Source organism: Roseovarius gahaiensis (assembly GCF_011601345.1).
GTDB lineage: Bacteria > Pseudomonadota > Alphaproteobacteria > Rhodobacterales > Rhodobacteraceae > Roseovarius > Roseovarius gahaiensis.
Map to the genome: position 1 here is coordinate 52,327 of NZ_JAAORB010000011.1, position 14,908 is coordinate 67,234.

Genomic DNA, 14,908 nt, shown 5'->3' on the forward strand with positions numbered 1-14,908 from the left:
CAGGCTGCAACAAAGGGGATTGAGCATGACCAGCACAGGCAAATTGCGGCTTGGAGTGAATATTGACCATGTGGCCACGTTGCGCAACGCGCGTGGCGGCGCCTGTCCCGACCCGGTGCGCGCAGCCACGCTGGCCGAGAAGGCGGGTGCCGATGGCATCACCGCGCATCTGCGCGAAGATCGCCGGCATATCATTGATGCCGATATCGAAGGTCTGATGGCGGCGCTTGAGCGGCCTTTGAACTTTGAAATGGCCGCGACCGACGAGATGCAGGCGATCGCGTTGCGCCATAAACCCCATGCCGTGTGCATTGTGCCCGAAAAGCGCGAGGAGCGCACAACCGAAGGCGGGTTGAATGTGGCGGATGACGATAACCGGCTGGCCGATTTCATAACACCGCTGCGCGAGGCGGGCTGCCGCGTGTCGCTGTTCATCGGCCACGAGGCGCATCAAATCCGCGCGGCGGCGCGCATTGGCGCTGCGGTGGTTGAATTGCACACCGGCGCCTATTGCGATTTTCACGCCGATGGTGATTTTGCCCGCCGCGACGCCGAGTTGACCGCATTGCAAGACGGCGCAGCGCTGGCGCACTCTTTGGGGCTTGAGGTGCATGCGGGCCACGGTCTGACCTATGACACCGTGCAGCCGATTGCCGCGATTCCGGACGTGGTGGAACTGAATATCGGCCATTTCTTGATGGGGGAATCGATCTTTCGTGGGCTTGGTCCGACGATTGCCGAGATGCGCCGCCTGATGGACGAGGCGCGGGCGCAATGAACTATCTGCGCTACGGCATCGTGTTTCTGGTCACGGCGGTTGGCGTGGCCTTGGCCGTTGCAGGGCTGAACGCACAGGTCGACACACAGCTTGGATCATCGGCGCAATTGATGGTTCCGGCGATGATTGCCGCCGTGATCGAAGGCCAGCAATTCGTGCGCAAGGCAGGTCACAAGCCTGCCGGACGGTTGGCGTGGCGATTCACATGGACGGCCAGCGTGATTGCCGTGGCGCTGAACGTGGCGCTGGCCTATGGCGCGGCGGGCCTTGCGCCGGAGTTCGGCAAGCTGGCAATCGCACCTGCGCTGTCGAAACAGTTTTTGATCCTTCTGGGGCTTTATGCGGGCGGCTATGTTATTTGCAACCGGCTGTTTCTGGGCATTGGCGCGGGAAATCAACTGACCCTCATGCGGGGGCGGGACGGGTCGGAATGATCCTTGGGATTGGCACCGATTTGGCAAATATCGACCGGATTGCAGGCACGCTTGAGCGGTTTGGCGACCGGTTTCGCAATCGGGTTTTCACCGAGGTCGAGCAGCGCAAGGCCGAACGGCGCGCCGATGTGGTGGGCACCTATGCCAAACGCTGGGCCGCGAAAGAGGCCTGTTCCAAGGCGCTCGGCACCGGGCTACGTATGGGCATCGCGTGGAAGGACATGGCCGTCAGCAATCTGAATACCGGCCAGCCGCGTATGCATGTCACCGGCTGGGCGGCGGACAGGCTGGCGGCGATGACGCCCAAGGGACACGAGGCGATCATTCATGTCACCCTGACCGACGATCACCCATGGGCGCAGGCCTTCGTGGTGATCGAGGCGCGACCGCTGGCGGGCTAACCCTGCAGGGGGTGACGTTCGATCAGGTGAAAGTGCCCGTCGCGTGCCTCGCCCATCAGACACAGATCCTTGATCACATAGGGGCTTGCCAATAGCGGCTTGATAAATGGGGCAAGGATAGCCGCAGTTTGCCGGGCCTCGGCCTTGGGCAGTTTGCCGGTCAGCGTGATGTGAAAGCGAAACGCCTCCATCACGTAGGGATAACCCCATTGCAGCAACAGTGCGTCCTGCTGCGGGCTGAGGGCGGTGGCGCGGCGGCGGGTCAGCTCGTCCTCGCTCAAGGGTGCTCGGTAGGCTTCCAGCCCGCGCACCGTGGCGGCGGCCAGTGCAGTCAGCGCGGTTTCATCCCCGATGGGACGCAGGGCCAGAAAGCGGCCAAGCTGCGCCAGCTCCAGCCCGTCCAGCGTCACCGGCGCTTGGCGCGCGCAAAACGCCGCTAGGGCGCTGTTCAGATCGGCCTCGGTGGTGTCGGCGCATAGTCGAAAGGGCGGCTTGATGGTGGCGTGTAGCCCATATTTGCGCGGGGTTTCGGTGATCTGGTCCACCGACCGGGGCAAACCTGTGATCACCGGGTGCGATGCGGGCTGTCCGGTGGTGGCATCCCATCCCAGCAACGCTGCCCCGAAGGTCGCCAATAGGCCGGGGCTGGGCATGTGGTAAATGGCGTAGCGGGTGAATGTCATGCGCGGTGTTTTCTTGGTAAAAGGTAACAGCGTCATGACACACGCGACGCCACGCGCCAATCCCGTAACCGGCGCTTTGACAGGACGCCAGCCAAAGCGCATAAAGCAGCCATGACCAACGTATTTCTGTTTGACCCGCCCAAAACACCATCCGTTCCCATTGTCGGAGAGCAGCGCAGCTTTCCCGTGCGCCGCATCTTTTGTGTGGGGCGCAACTATGCCGCGCATGCCGCCGAGATGGGCAACGAGGTAGACCGCGAGGCACCGTTTTATTTCACCAAATCCGCTCATGCGCTGTGCCATACAGGCGGGCATATCGCATACCCGCCGGGCACGGATGACTGCCACTACGAAATGGAGTTTGTGGTGGCAATCGGTGCGCCGGCCTTTCGGGTTGCGACGACCGACGCGATGCAGGCGGTTATGGGCTATGCCTGCGGCATCGACCTGACCCGGCGTGATCTACAGGCGGCAGCCAAGGACAAACGCCGCCCGTGGGATCTGGGCAAGGATTTCGAAAACGCAGCCCTGATTGCCGCGATCACCCCCGCCCAGACGTTTGGAGAGATTGCCGCGCAGCGTATCACGCTACAGCATAATGGCGAGATCGCCCAAGATGCGCGATTGTCAGACATGGTGTGGTCCGTGCCCGAGTTGATTGCACATCTGTCTCGGTTTTATCATCTGGCCCCGGGCGATCTGATCTATACCGGCACGCCTGCCGGGGTAGGGCCGGTGACACCCGGCAGCCATTTGACAGGCACGGTTGAGGGGCTGGCCCCGGTCGAGGTGACATTTGATGCGCCCCAATAGCGTCATCTGACCATTTTTACGTCGCAGGCGACAAGTTTTTTCACCCCCTTTGATCTGGATCAACGAGGCGGCGGTTAGATATATGCTGAATATGGAATATATCTTTACGGAGCCGCCCAATGAGCGAGCAATCGCATTCCGCGCTGGAACATTTTCCGATCACCTTTTTCACGACCGTGATGGGGGTGGCGGGCCTGACTCTGGCCTTGCATGCGGCTGAGCAAGCGCTTGGCCTGAGCGATGCCATATCGACTGTTGCATTGGCCGCAACGGTGGCGTTGTTTCTGGTCGTGTTGCTGACCTATGCCGCCAAGGTCGTGCGGTATCCGGCTGCGGTTGCGGCAGAGTGGCACCATCCCGTCAAGCTGGCGTTTTTTCCGGCGGTCTCGATTTCACTGTTGCTGATGGCCACCGCGATGCTGGGCCGGTTTCCGGGTATTGCGCAGGGCATGTGGCTGTTGGGCATCGGCCTTCAGGCTGTGCTGACACTGGCCGTCGTGTCCGGCTGGATCAGTTCACGGGCCTTTGTCCATGGCCATTTATCGCCTGCATGGTTCATTCCGGCCGTGGGCAATGTGATTGTGCCGATTGCCGGGGCGCAGATGGGCTATGTTGAGATCAGTTGGTTTTTCATGTCCGTCGGCCTGATTTTCTGGGTCGTGCTGCTGACGCTTGTGATGAATCGTTTGATTTTCCACGATCCGCTGCCGGGCCGTTTGCAGCCGACGCTGGTGATCCTGATCGCGCCGCCCGCTGTTGGCTTTCTGGCGTGGTTGCAGCTGAATGGGGGGGTGATCGACCCGATGGCGCGGATCCTGCTGAACGGGGCGTATCTGTTCACCCTGATTGTCGCGGTGCAATTGCCGCGTATCCTTAGGCTGCCTTTTGCGATGTCGTTCTGGGCGCTCAGCTTTCCGATAGCGGCGGTCACGATCGCCAGCCTTGTCTACGCGGGCGCGACCGGATCGCGCTTTCATCAAATGCTTGGCCTTGCGCTGGTGGCGGTTTTGGCCGTGATCATCGCGGGCCTTGTGATCCGCACCTCGCGCGCTGTCGCGGCGGGGGCGGTGTTTCAACCCGAATAACCTTTAAACCCACCTGACCCATGAAAGAGGTTTCCTATGAAAAAGACACTGACAGCCCTTAGCCTGATCGCCGCAACTGCTTTTGCCGGTGCCGCGCAGGCCGAAGACGACAAGAAACTGGTGACGGTTGTCACCTCGCCGGATGCGCAGACACAGTTGATGTCGATGGTGCTGACCATGCAATCGGTTCAGCAAGGCGCCAAGGGACACATCCTGCTGTGCGGACCTGCTGGTGATCTGGCGTTGAAAGAGGCCCCGGCAAGTGCCACCGCCCCGCAAAAGCCCAAGGACATGAGCCCACAGGGCCTGATGAAAATGATCATGGACAAGACCGGAACCAAGGTTGAGGTCTGCGCGATTTACCTGCCCAACAAAGGCGTCGGGGCCGATGCGTTGTTGGACGGGATCACAGCCGCCAAACCCGACGCGATGGCCGGTGCATTGATCGCTGACAACACCACGGTTCTCAGCTTCTAAGCTGAGTGGTTGCGTAACGAGTGCAAATGTAGAAGGGGCGCCCGGTTGATCCGGACGCCCCTTTTTTGTCGTGAACTGTAACAGTTTATCCCAGCAAACGCCGCGCGATGACTTGCGCCTGAATTTCGGCGGCACCTTCGAAAATGTTCAGGATACGGGCATCGCACAGGATGCGGCTGATCGCGTATTCTAGGGCAAAGCCGTTGCCGCCGTGGATTTGCAAGCCGTTATCGGCCGCCGACCATGCCACGCGTGCGCCAAGCAGCTTGGCCATTCCGGCCTCAAGATCGCACCGGCGGCCGTTGTCCTTTTCCCATGCGCTGAAATAGGTCAACTGACGCGCCACCATGATTTCAACGGCCATCATGGCCAGTTTGCTGGACACCCGCGGGAATTGGATCAGCGATTTGCCGAATTGTTTGCGGTCAATGGCGTATTTCATGCCGACGTCCAGCGCGGATTGGGCCACGCCAACGGCGCGGGCGGCGGTTTGGATGCGGGCCGATTCAAAGGTCTCCATCAATTGCTTGAAGCCTTTGCCCTCTTCCCCGCCCAACAGGTTTTCCCCTTTGACGTGGAAATTGTCGAACGCCAGTTCGTATTCCTTCATGCCGCGATAGCCCAGAACCTCAATCTCGCCGCCGGTCATGCCGTCGGTCGGGAACGGGTGTTCGTCAGTGCCCGGTGTCTTTTCAGCCAAAAACATCGACAGGCCACGGTGGTCTGTCGTGTCCGGCTTGGTGCGGGCCAATAGCGTCATCACTTGGGTGCGCGACGCGTGCGTGATCCATGTCTTGTTGCCTGTGACCTTCCAATCGCCGTTCTCGTCCTGCACAGCGCGGGTGCGCAGGCTGCCAAGGTCCGAGCCGGTGTTCGGCTCGGTGAAGACGGCGGTGGGCAGGGTTTCGGCGCTGGCCAGTTGCGGCAGCCATTTCTGTTTTTGCTCTTCGGTGCCGCCGGCGATGATCAGCTCGGCCGCGATTTCCGACCGAGTGCCAAGCGACCCGACACCGATGTAGCCACGGCTAAGTTCCTCGGACACAACGCACATCGACGCTTTGGACAGGCCAAGCCCGCCGTATTCCTCGGGGATGGTCAGGCCAAACACGCCCATTTCGGCCAGGTCTTGAATGATCTCCATCGGGATCAGTTCATCCTTGAGGTGCCATTCATGCGCGTAGGGCTCGACCTTATCGACCGAGAAGCGGCGAAACTGTTCGCGGATCATCTCAAGCTCGTCGTCCAGCCCGGAATGACCCACGGTGATCTCGGCGCTGCGTTCCTGCATCAGTTCGACCAGACGGGTGCGGGCCGCTTGGCTGTTGCCGGACTGAACAAGTGTCATAACCTGCGGCGTGTCCAGCGTGGCGACCTCGGTTGCTGTCAGGCCCAGATCGGGCAGGCGGATCATTTCGCCTTGGTTCATCTGGATGCCACCGCGCATCTGGTTGAGGTATTCCCCAAACGCGATCTGGTGAATCAGCTGCTCAACCTCGCCGAATTTACCGCTTTCGGTGAGCCCCTTGGCCCAGTTTTGCATTTGGCGCAGGGCTTCGACGTAGGTGGCAAGCCACGCCACACCATGTGCCGCGTCCTGGTTGGCCTCAACAGCAGCACCGCTGACGCGGCCATCAACGACCACTTTCTGACGCATATGCGCAAGGGCCGTGTCTAAAACGCCTTGCGCCGGGGCGACTGCCGCGTCGGTCAGTGCAAGAAGGTCTTCCAGAACGACCGCGTTTGCCATTGCGATGTCTTGTCCATCATGGGCCATGAATCAATCCTCTTTTTTGTTGGGCTTTGTTTAGCTATTTTGCAGGTGCAGCGCAACTATTATGCCTGAAAGGCTATAGTTTTGGTCGAAAGTTGCGCATTGATTTTTGCACATGCAGCACTAGCCACTTTTGGCTAAGACACCCTCATGGATACGCTTTTACAAATCGGCCCGGGGGCGTGGGCCGTTGTCGCAATGGTGGCGCTGTTGGCCGGGGTGGTCAAGGGCGTCGTTGGATTTGCCATGCCCATGATTCTGATTTCTGGTTTAGGATCAGTGGTTTCCCCAGAATTGGCGCTGGCTGGCCTGATCTTGCCAACGGTGGTCGCAAACCTTTGGCAGGCCCTGCGCCAAGGGTGGCGGGCCGCGTGGGCCTCGGTGCGGGTCTATTGGGTGTTCCTTGGCGTCGGCTTTGTGGTGCTGATGGCGGTCGCGCAATTGGTGCCAATGATGCCCAAGCCATTGATATTTCTTCTAATTGGTATACCGGTCACACTATATGCAAGCTTGGGCGTGCTTGGCATACCGCCACGCTTGCCCGGTGGCGAAGGCCGCAAGGGCGAGGCGACCATGGCCGTGATTGCAGGGTTCTTCGGGGGCATATCCGGCGTATGGGGACCACCGACCGTGGCCATGCTGACCGCGCGAGGGACCGCCAAGGCAGATCAAATGCGGATACAGGGCGTGATCTACGGGCTGGGCTCTGTTGCGCTATTGTGGGCGCATATTGTGTCTGGTGTGCTGGATACGAAAACCGCCCCGCTGTCGCTGCTGTTGATCGCTCCGGCCGTTTTGGGGTTATGGGTGGGTTTTCAAATTTCTGATCGGATCGACCATAAAGCATTCCGCAAACTGACGCTTTTGGTGCTGTTGATCGCCGGTTTGAACCTGATCCGGCGCGGAATCATGGCGTTCTAAAAATGCTTGGCACAAATGCTGGTTCAAATGACGGCCTGCGATACAAAAACGCCCCGACCATCCAGTCGGAGCGTTTTCACAACTTTGCCAATGACGCGTCGCGTCAGCCGATGGCTGCCGCTTTCACGTCGTCGTCGATGTAGGGAACATACTGCTCGAAATTGTCGGCGAACATCTGCACCAGTTTGGTGGCCTGACGATCATAGGCTTCGGGGTTATCCCAAGTGCGGCGCGGGTCCAGAAGAACCTCGGCCACGCCGGGGACAGCCACGGGAACGTCAAAGCCAAAGTTGTCGTCCTTGCGGAACTCGACCTCGTTCAGCGATCCGTTCAACGCTGCCGTCAGTAAGGCGCGGGTGGCTTTGATCGGCATGCGCGAGCCGGTGCCGTAGGCTCCACCCGTCCAGCCGGTGTTGACCAGCCAGCAAGTTGCGCCGTGCTTGGCGATTTTTTCGCGCAGCAGATTGCCGTAGGCTTCGGGGCGGCGCGGCATGAACGGCGCGCCAAAGCAGGTTGAGAACGTGGGCTCGGGTTCGGTCACGCCGCGTTCAGTGCCCGCAACCTTGGAGGTGAAGCCTGACAGGAAGTGATACATGGCCTGCGCCGGGGTCAGCCGCGCGATCGGGGGCAGAACACCAAAGGCATCACAGGTGAGCATGATCACATTCTTGGGGTGTCCGCCAAGTGCGGTTTCCGACGCGTTCGAGATATAGTCGAGCGGGTAGGCGCAGCGCATGTTCGCGGTCAGCGAATCGTCGTCGAAATCCAGTTCCAGCGTTTCTTCGTCGAACACCATGTTTTCGATCACGGTGCCGAATTTGGAGGTGGTGGCGTAGATTTCCGGCTCGGCCTCGGGGTTGAGGTTGATGGTCTTGGCATAGCAGCCGCCTTCAAAGTTGAAGGTGCCACGATCGGACCAGCCATGTTCATCGTCACCGATCAACGTGCGCTCGGGGTCAGCGGACAGGGTGGTCTTGCCGGTGCCCGACAGACCAAAGAACACGGCGGTGTCGACCGGGTTACCATCGGCATGATTGGCCGAACAGTGCATCGGCATGATGCCTTTTTCCGGCAAAAGATAGTTGAGCAGCGTGAAGACTGATTTCTTGTTTTCGCCGGCATATTCGGTGCCGCCGATCAGAATGATCTTGCGGTCGAAATTCAGGGCAATCACCGTTTCAGACCGGCAGTCATGCTTGGTCGGATCGGCCTGAAAGCTGGGACAGTTGATGACGGTGAAGTCAGCCACGAAGCTGTCCAGCGCGTCCCGATCGGGGCGGCGCAGCAAGTGGCGGATGAACAGGCCGTGCCATGCCAATTCCGTGACCATGCGCACGTTGATTGCATGGGCCGGGTCGGCGCCGCCAGTCAGGTCTTGCACGTAATATTTGCCGCCTTGCATATGCGCGAGCATGTCGTTGTAAAGCGTATTAAAGCCTTCGGGGGACATGGCGGCGTTGTTTTCCCACCAGATGGTGTCGGCGACGCTGTCGGTTTTGACGACATGCTTGTCCTTGGGGGAACGGCCTGTGAATTTGCCGGTGGCCACAAGGAACGCGCCACCGCGCCCCAAATCACCTTCGCCATTCTTTAGCGCTTCTTGGATCAGCGCCGGTTCGATGAGGTTGTAATAGACATTTTCCAACCCCGTGATGCCTTGGTCTTCAAGCCGGAATTGCGGGTTGACCCGTCCAGATGTCATGTCTTTCACGCTCCTGTTCAGCGATGGCCGGTCGGTGGGCGGCCTTGGTCCGTGGCGCCGGCGTGGCGCCGGTATGGCGGTGCTTGCCATGCCTTGGCGGCGTCTTAACATGACGTTTCCGTAAAAGAACAGGACGCTTTCACGCAGTTAGCGCAACCAAGTTGAAGTTAGCGCAACCAGAGTTCTGTTAGCGAAAACATTAGTGCACCGCACATCATGGAGTGAGTCAATTTAGCCATCATAAAGGTTTTTTTGGCCCAATGCGCATGTGTTACCGGGCCGATTCGCACTTTGGGATTGATTGTAAAGGGTGAAAGGACGCATATTACGGGAAAAAATCAGGCAAGCAGAGCAGTACAAGGATCAGTAACATGTCTAAGATCGCCCTAGTGGACGATGACAGGAATATCCTGACGTCGGTCTCGATGACCCTAGAGGCTGAAGGGTTCGAGGTTGAGACCTATAACGATGGTCAGCAGGCTTTTGACGCTTTCAGTAAGAAACTGCCCGACATGGCGGTGCTTGATATCAAGATGCCGCGTATGGATGGCATGGACCTGCTGCAAAGGCTGCGGCAGAAAACTCAGATTCCAGTGATTTTCCTGACCTCGAAAGACGACGAGATCGACGAGGTTCTGGGCCTGCGCATGGGGGCCGACGATTATGTGAAGAAACCGTTCAGCCAGCGTTTGCTGGTCGAGCGTATTCGTGCATTGTTGCGCCGACAGGATGCGGTGGCCGGTGACATCGTGGGCGATACCGAAGATACCAAGGTGATCGAACGCGGAGAGCTGCTGATGGACCCGCTGCGCCACGCGGTCAGCTGGAAGGGCAAGGACGTGTCATTGACGGTGACCGAATTTTTGCTGTTGCAGGCCCTTGCGCAACGCCCCGGTTTCGTCAAAAGCCGTGATCAATTGATGGACGTGGCCTATGACGATCAGGTTTACGTCGATGACCGGACGATCGATAGCCACATCAAGCGTCTGCGCAAAAAGTTGCGGATGGTCGATTCCGAGTTTTCGGCAATCGAAACGCTGTATGGCATCGGCTATCGGTATAACGAAGAATAATGGCACTGGCCGAGGGCATAAACATGCGCGAAGACGCGCATCGGCCGGAGGATGATGTTGTTTTGGGCGAAGATTTTGTATCGCCTGACAACCTGACTGACTCCGAAATGCGCTCGCGCCGCGAGCGTAGGGGCCTGCGCTCGGCCAAGGATTCATCGCTCACACGGAAAATCATCACGTTCAATCTTGTGGCGCTCAGCGTTCTGCTGACGGGCATTCTGTATCTCAACTCCTCACGTGATAGCCTGGCGTTGCAACGCGCCAGCAATCTGGTGAGCGAGGTCGAGTTGGTGGCCGATGTGTTCGAGGCGCAGTTGCCGACCGGCGCGCCGGTCAACCTTATGACCGGCGATGGAATTGATGTGCGCGCAACCTTGTCCGGCCTCGACCTGCGCAGCGGGGTTGAGGTATTTGTTTTCGACACGGCGGGTGGCCTGACCGGCCAGACGGTGGGCACGCGCCCCGGCGTTCAGGAGGGTGAGGGTGGACAGCGGACAATCATCACCGATGCGCTTGGCCGGGTGTGGGAGTGGGTCTCAGCGCCGTTCGCGATGTTTGAGCCGGACGCACCGACAACGGTAGAGGCGCTGGCACAAAGCTTGGTTCCGACAACCTTGGCGACCGGAACGCAGACCGCCGCAAGCGAGGTGGAGGGGCGCACGGTGTTTTCGGCCGCGACGCCCATTTTACAAAACGGCAAGCCAGTGGCCGTGGTCGCAATGGCGAACGCCTCGGGCGAGATTGACCAGTTGGTGCGCGCCGAACACGAGTGGGTCTTGCGCGTCTTTTTAATCGCGACGGCGGTCTCGGTGGGGCTGAGCCTGATACTGGCCTCGACCATCGCCAACCCGCTGGCCGATCTGGCTGCGGCTCCCGAAATCGGTGGTGATCGTAACCGGCGCACTGGTGGCGGGGGTATTCGTATCCCCGACCTGACGGCGCGGCCTGACGAAATCGGGCGTCTGTCGGGGGCGCTGCGTGGCATGGTTTCGGCGCTGTATCACCGCATCGACAGCAACGAACAGTTCGCGGCTGACGTGGCGCATGAAATCAAAAACCCGCTGGCCAGTTTGCGCAGCGCCGTTGGCACCATGCGTGTCGCCAAGCGCGAGGATCAGCGCGAAAAGCTGCTGGAGGTGATCGAACATGATGTGCGCCGCCTTGACCGGTTGGTCAGCGATATCTCGAACGCGTCGCGGTTGGACAGCGAGTTGGTCAAAGAAGAACAAGAGCCGTTCGACCTGATCGGTATGCTGCGCAATCTGGGCCACTATCTGGGGGAAGAGGCCGAGAAAAAGGGCATTGATTTCATCACTGATTTCCCCGGCGACGCAATTGTTGTGACCGGGCTTGAGGCCCGGCTTGCGCAAGTTTTTGTCAACCTGATCACCAACGCGACCAGTTTCTGCGAAGAGGGCGATGCCATCCGCCTTTGGGTGCGTAAACGGGACAATCGCGTGCTTGTCGTGGTGGAAGATACCGGTCCGGGCATCCCCGATCAGGCGCTGACCAAGATTTTCAAGCGCTTCTATTCTGAGCGTTCCGCGAATGATTTTGGCAATAATTCGGGCCTTGGGCTGTCAATCTCCAAGCAGATCGTCGAGGCCCATGACGGTGTGATCTGGGCTGAAAACATTCGCCCGACCGATGCCGATATCACCTCGGATCCGCTGGGCGCGCGTTTCGTGGTGGGCTTGCCGGTCTGATCCGATGTCGCGGTGCGGCGATGGCCAATTTCGCGAACACCCCGACCCAGCGCCAATGGTCGTTCATGCCAGCACGGTCGCGGTTGACGGGCGCGGGGTTTTGATCCGTGGCGCCTCGGGGTCGGGGAAATCGGCGTTGGCGCTGCAACTAATCGCGCTTGGTGCGGCGCTGGTCGCTGATGATCGCACGGTTTTGACACGGGATGGCGACCGTGTGGTCGCGGATGCCCCCAATACAATTCATGGCCTGATCGAGGCGCGCGGCGTGGGGTTGCTGCACTGCGCGGCTGTAGGTCCGGCACCGCTGGCCTTGATCGTAGATATGGACCAGCCGGAACCAAAGCGACTGCCCGACAAGCGGCAAGACCAATTGCTGGGTGTGACCCTGCCGGTTTTGCGAAATCCGGGCGCTGCCCATTTTCCTGCGGCAATCCTGCTATATCTGAAATAGATATACAGTGAATGATCAACTGGGGGTAAGGATGACAGGCGCTGAACAGGCAAATTCGCCAACCCGATCCGGCCCTGCGCGGCTGGTTCTGGTCACCGGGCCATCCGGCGCGGGACGCAGCACCGCGATCCGGGTTCTGGAAGACATGGGATACGAAGCGATCGACAACTTGCCGCTGTCGTTATTGCCCGGTTTGCTGAAGGGGAACGCGCCGGATAAGCCGCTGGCCCTTGGGTTTGACACGCGCAACCGTGATTTCTCAACCAACGCGCTGATCGATGCGATCGACCGCATGGATGGGCTGACCGGCGCGCCGATGCAGGTTCTGTATCTGGATTGTACCTTTGACGTGCTGGTGCGCCGCTTTTCGGAGACCCGTCGTCGCCACCCGCTGGCCCCGGCGGAAAGCCCCGGCGAAGGGATCGAACGCGAATTTGATCTTCTGGGGCCGATCCGCGCGCGGGCCGACTTGCTGATCGACACCTCCGAGATGTCACCGCATGATCTGCGCGCTGAGTTGGAGCGCTGGTTCACCCCGGACGGCGAAGGCGAACTGGCGGTGTCGTTGCATTCCTTTTCCTACAAACGCGGGTTGCCGCGCGGGTTGGACATGCTGTTTGACTGCCGGTTCCTGCGCAATCCTTATTGGGACGAAGCATTGCGCAGTTTGGACGGACGTGATGCACGGGTTGCGCAGTATGTAGCCGGTGACGCGCGCTTTGCCGCATTCCGGGACAAACTGATTGATCTGGCCAATCTGCTGTTGCCCGCCTACGAGGCCGAGGGAAAAGCATATCTGGCAATCGGTTTTGGCTGCACCGGGGGGCAGCACCGTAGTGTCACAATGGCAGAAACTTTGGCCCAAGCCCTTGCAGAGGATGGCTGGGCGGTGTCAATAAGGCACCGCGAGTTGGAGCGGCGCCGCGCAATGGTCCGTCCCGATGCGCAGACAGGGCAGCCCGGCCCGGACCGAACAGGAGAGAGGCGGCGGTGATCGGCATCGTGATTGTTGCGCATGGCGAATTGGCCCGAGAGTATCTGCGGGCCATCGAACATGTGATGGGCCGCCAAACCGGCATCCATGCCGTATCCATGCAGGATACCGATGATCGTGCTGACAAGCAGGCCGAAATTTGTGCCGCTGCTGATCAAGTGGATGTGGGCGACGGGGTGATGATCGTCACCGATCTGTTTGGTGGGTCGCCATCAAACCTGTCTCTGAAGGCCTGTCAGCCGTCGAACCGACGCATTCTTTACGGTGCGAACCTGCCGCTTCTGATCAAGCTGGCCAAAAGCCGCGACTTACCAGTGCATGAGGCCGCACGCGCGGCTTTGGATGCAGGCCGCAAGTATATCGACAGTCACAATGTCTCGTCCGGCGAGACCAGCAGGTAGCAATTTGATGTCCGACATGAACACCCGCCAAATGAAAATCGTCAACGTCAAGGGATTGCATGCGCGTGCCGCTGCCAAGCTGGTCGAAGTGGTCGAGGGATTTGATGCGTCCGCCGAAGTCAGCCATGATGGCATGTCAGCCGGTGGCGACAGCATCATGGGGCTTTTGATGTTGGCAGCGTCGCAAGGAAGCACTATTGACGTGCAAACCTCGGGGCCGGATGCCGGGGCTTTGGCAGATGCGGTCGAGGCTTTGGTGGCCAACCGGTTTGGCGAAGACATGTAAGACAAAGGCGCGGCGATGCGCGACGGAACGGGAATAGATCAGGTGGTTGACGGCGCACAGGATGAGGGTAGCGGGCAACCGGGTGAAACGGTGAATTTCACCAAATATGACCGGCGAAGCCTGACCTACGCCAATTCGTTCGATGCGCCGATGACGGCATTCACCATTCGGGCGATCGAATGGTTTACCGGAAAGCTGTCCATTATTCGCATGATCAAGGCGTTCGAACGGCGTGGCGCACCGACGGGTCAACCGTTTTGGCGCGCGGCGCTGGATACGATGGGCGTTGACCTTCTGACACCGGAAAACCAGCTGGCCAATATCCCGCGCGAAGGCCCGGTGGTTGCGGTGGCCAACCATCCGCATGGTCTGGTGGACGGAATGATACTGGCCGATCTGATCGGACGGCGGCGCACCGATTACAAGATACTGACGCGCGCCTTGCTGACCGGAATAGATGAGGTTGCAGCCTCTTACATGATCCCTGTGCCCTTTCCGCATGAACCGGATGCGCAACGCAAATCGGTTGAAATGCGGGCCAAGGCGATGGCTCACCTCAAAGAGGGCGGCCTGATCAGCGTATTCCCGTCAGGGGTTGTGGCCTCGTCAGACACGCTGTTTGGCCCGGCGGTTGAACGTGAATGGAACGTGTTTACAGCCCAGATGATCCGGCGGTCGGGCGCGACGGTTGTGCCGATCTATTTTCCGGGCTCGAACTCTCGGTGGTATCAGATGGCCAACCGGATTTCTCCCACGCTGCGGCAATCGCTGTTGCTGCACGAGGTTGTGCATAGCTGCAACAAACCGCAAAAGCCGGTGGTGGGCGCGCCGGTGTCGGCGGAAAAGATGGACATGCTGCACAGCGATCCGCGCGGTTTCATGACATGGCTACGCGCGCATACCTTGTCACTGGGTGAAACTGTCGACTAAAC

The 14,908-nt window shown here is 59.6% G+C and carries 17 protein-coding genes; 14 read left to right on the forward strand and 3 right to left on the reverse strand.

Annotation, left to right across the window (positions count from 1 at the left end; all coding sequences use genetic code 11):
• Positions 1-25: 25 nt before the first annotated feature.
• The 3 genes from HAT86_RS08055 to acpS are packed head-to-tail and all read left to right on the forward strand — an operon-like array spanning position 26 to position 1,613.
• A complete protein-coding gene (locus HAT86_RS08055) occupies positions 26-778 on the forward strand; it encodes a pyridoxine 5'-phosphate synthase (RefSeq protein ID WP_167195566.1) in 753 nt (250 codons plus the stop codon).
• Positions 775-1,212 carry an ABZJ_00895 family protein gene (locus HAT86_RS08060; RefSeq protein WP_167195569.1) on the forward strand — a complete coding sequence of 146 codons (438 nt, stop codon included), beginning with the start codon at positions 775-777 and terminating at the stop codon, positions 1,210-1,212. The genes HAT86_RS08055 and HAT86_RS08060 overlap by 4 nt, the downstream gene beginning before the upstream one ends.
• Positions 1,209-1,613 carry a holo-ACP synthase gene (gene acpS, locus HAT86_RS08065; RefSeq protein WP_167195572.1) on the forward strand — a complete coding sequence of 135 codons (405 nt, stop codon included), beginning with the start codon at positions 1,209-1,211 and terminating at the stop codon, positions 1,611-1,613. The genes HAT86_RS08060 and acpS overlap by 4 nt, the downstream gene beginning before the upstream one ends.
• Here the strand turns inward: acpS and HAT86_RS08070 are convergent.
• The gene (locus HAT86_RS08070) at positions 1,610-2,296 is read right to left on the reverse strand and encodes a DUF1045 domain-containing protein (protein WP_167195575.1); all 687 of its coding nucleotides are present in this window, start codon (positions 2,294-2,296) and stop codon (positions 1,610-1,612) included. The two genes, acpS and HAT86_RS08070, sit on opposite strands and share 4 nt — an antisense overlap.
• A 111-nt stretch (positions 2,297-2,407) precedes the next feature.
• Between HAT86_RS08070 and HAT86_RS08075 the strand changes: the two genes are divergently transcribed.
• From HAT86_RS08075 to HAT86_RS08085, 3 genes are all read left to right on the forward strand, one after another.
• Positions 2,408-3,109 carry a fumarylacetoacetate hydrolase family protein gene (locus HAT86_RS08075; RefSeq protein WP_167195578.1) on the forward strand — a complete coding sequence of 234 codons (702 nt, stop codon included), beginning with the start codon at positions 2,408-2,410 and terminating at the stop codon, positions 3,107-3,109.
• Positions 3,110-3,228: 119 nt separating this feature from the next.
• Positions 3,229-4,194, forward strand: coding sequence for an SLAC1 anion channel family protein (locus HAT86_RS08080; protein WP_167195581.1), 966 nt, complete (start codon positions 3,229-3,231; stop codon positions 4,192-4,194).
• A gap of 36 nt (positions 4,195-4,230) precedes the next feature.
• Positions 4,231-4,671 (forward strand): hypothetical protein, encoded by a 441-nt coding sequence (locus HAT86_RS08085; protein ID WP_167195586.1) that lies wholly within the window; start codon positions 4,231-4,233, stop codon positions 4,669-4,671.
• Positions 4,672-4,756: 85 nt separating this feature from the next.
• Here the strand turns inward: HAT86_RS08085 and HAT86_RS08090 are convergent, their stop codons facing one another.
• The gene (locus HAT86_RS08090) at positions 4,757-6,445 is read right to left on the reverse strand and encodes an acyl-CoA dehydrogenase family protein (RefSeq protein WP_167195589.1); all 1,689 of its coding nucleotides are present in this window, start codon (positions 6,443-6,445) and stop codon (positions 4,757-4,759) included.
• 147 nt (positions 6,446-6,592) lie between these two features.
• Between HAT86_RS08090 and HAT86_RS08095 the strand changes: the two genes are divergently transcribed.
• Positions 6,593-7,363, forward strand: a complete 771-nt coding sequence (locus HAT86_RS08095) for a sulfite exporter TauE/SafE family protein (RefSeq protein WP_167195592.1) — start codon at positions 6,593-6,595, stop codon at positions 7,361-7,363.
• A 103-nt stretch (positions 7,364-7,466) separates the two neighbouring features.
• Here the strand turns inward: HAT86_RS08095 and HAT86_RS08100 are convergent, their stop codons facing one another.
• Positions 7,467-9,065, reverse strand: a complete 1,599-nt coding sequence (locus HAT86_RS08100) for a phosphoenolpyruvate carboxykinase (protein ID WP_167195595.1) — start codon at positions 9,063-9,065, stop codon at positions 7,467-7,469.
• A 371-nt stretch (positions 9,066-9,436) separates the two neighbouring features.
• On the opposite strand from HAT86_RS08100, the gene HAT86_RS08105 reads away from it, so the two are divergent.
• The 7 genes from HAT86_RS08105 to HAT86_RS08135 are packed head-to-tail and all read left to right on the forward strand — an operon-like array spanning position 9,437 to position 14,906.
• Complete coding sequence (locus HAT86_RS08105) at positions 9,437-10,138, forward strand: response regulator transcription factor (RefSeq protein WP_167195598.1); 702 nt, start codon at positions 9,437-9,439, stop codon at positions 10,136-10,138.
• Positions 10,138-11,844: a sensor histidine kinase gene (locus HAT86_RS08110; protein ID WP_167195601.1), complete on the forward strand. Its 1,707-nt coding sequence runs from the start codon at positions 10,138-10,140 to the stop codon at positions 11,842-11,844. The genes HAT86_RS08105 and HAT86_RS08110 overlap by 1 nt, the downstream gene beginning before the upstream one ends.
• Positions 11,845-11,899: 55 nt before the next feature.
• Positions 11,900-12,295, forward strand: a complete 396-nt coding sequence (locus tag HAT86_RS08115; RefSeq protein ID WP_167195606.1) for an HPr kinase/phosphorylase — start codon at positions 11,900-11,902, stop codon at positions 12,293-12,295.
• Positions 12,296-12,326: 31 nt separating this feature from the next.
• Positions 12,327-13,289 carry an RNase adapter RapZ gene (gene rapZ / locus HAT86_RS08120; protein WP_167195609.1) on the forward strand — a complete coding sequence of 321 codons (963 nt, stop codon included), beginning with the start codon at positions 12,327-12,329 and terminating at the stop codon, positions 13,287-13,289.
• Complete coding sequence (locus HAT86_RS08125; RefSeq protein WP_167195612.1) at positions 13,286-13,690, forward strand: PTS sugar transporter subunit IIA; 405 nt, start codon at positions 13,286-13,288, stop codon at positions 13,688-13,690. Before rapZ ends, HAT86_RS08125 begins: the two co-directional genes overlap by 4 nt.
• Before the next feature lie 7 nt (positions 13,691-13,697).
• Positions 13,698-13,976 carry an HPr family phosphocarrier protein gene (locus HAT86_RS08130; RefSeq protein ID WP_408015016.1) on the forward strand — a complete coding sequence of 93 codons (279 nt, stop codon included), beginning with the start codon at positions 13,698-13,700 and terminating at the stop codon, positions 13,974-13,976.
• 15 nt (positions 13,977-13,991) lie between these two features.
• Positions 13,992-14,906 carry a lysophospholipid acyltransferase family protein gene (locus tag HAT86_RS08135; RefSeq protein WP_167195615.1) on the forward strand — a complete coding sequence of 305 codons (915 nt, stop codon included), beginning with the start codon at positions 13,992-13,994 and terminating at the stop codon, positions 14,904-14,906.
• Positions 14,907-14,908 lie beyond the last annotated feature (2 nt).

Excerpts from the sequence above, each read along its gene's own strand:
- HAT86_RS08060 (WP_167195569.1), top strand. The coding sequence starts at position 775 with ATGAACTATCTGCGCTACGGCATCGTGTTTCTGGTCACGGCGGTTGGC.
- HAT86_RS08135 (WP_167195615.1), top strand. The coding sequence starts at position 13,992 with ATGCGCGACGGAACGGGAATAGATCAGGTGGTTGACGGCGCACAGGAT.
- HAT86_RS08130 (WP_408015016.1), top strand. The coding sequence starts at position 13,698 with ATGTCCGACATGAACACCCGCCAAATGAAAATCGTCAACGTCAAGGGA.
- acpS (WP_167195572.1), top strand. The coding sequence starts at position 1,209 with ATGATCCTTGGGATTGGCACCGATTTGGCAAATATCGACCGGATTGCA.
- HAT86_RS08100 (WP_167195595.1), bottom strand. The coding sequence starts at position 9,065 with ATGACATCTGGACGGGTCAACCCGCAATTCCGGCTTGAAGACCAAGGC.
- HAT86_RS08090 (WP_167195589.1), bottom strand. The coding sequence starts at position 6,445 with ATGGCCCATGATGGACAAGACATCGCAATGGCAAACGCGGTCGTTCTG.
- HAT86_RS08080 (WP_167195581.1), top strand. The coding sequence starts at position 3,229 with ATGAGCGAGCAATCGCATTCCGCGCTGGAACATTTTCCGATCACCTTT.
- HAT86_RS08055 (WP_167195566.1), top strand. The coding sequence starts at position 26 with ATGACCAGCACAGGCAAATTGCGGCTTGGAGTGAATATTGACCATGTG.
- rapZ (WP_167195609.1), top strand. The coding sequence starts at position 12,327 with ATGACAGGCGCTGAACAGGCAAATTCGCCAACCCGATCCGGCCCTGCG.
- HAT86_RS08105 (WP_167195598.1), top strand. The coding sequence starts at position 9,437 with ATGTCTAAGATCGCCCTAGTGGACGATGACAGGAATATCCTGACGTCG.
- HAT86_RS08095 (WP_167195592.1), top strand. The coding sequence starts at position 6,593 with ATGGATACGCTTTTACAAATCGGCCCGGGGGCGTGGGCCGTTGTCGCA.
- HAT86_RS08115 (WP_167195606.1), top strand. The coding sequence starts at position 11,900 with ATGGTCGTTCATGCCAGCACGGTCGCGGTTGACGGGCGCGGGGTTTTG.
- HAT86_RS08070 (WP_167195575.1), bottom strand. The coding sequence starts at position 2,296 with ATGACATTCACCCGCTACGCCATTTACCACATGCCCAGCCCCGGCCTA.
- HAT86_RS08110 (WP_167195601.1), top strand. The coding sequence starts at position 10,138 with ATGGCACTGGCCGAGGGCATAAACATGCGCGAAGACGCGCATCGGCCG.
- HAT86_RS08085 (WP_167195586.1), top strand. The coding sequence starts at position 4,231 with ATGAAAAAGACACTGACAGCCCTTAGCCTGATCGCCGCAACTGCTTTT.
- HAT86_RS08075 (WP_167195578.1), top strand. The coding sequence starts at position 2,408 with ATGACCAACGTATTTCTGTTTGACCCGCCCAAAACACCATCCGTTCCC.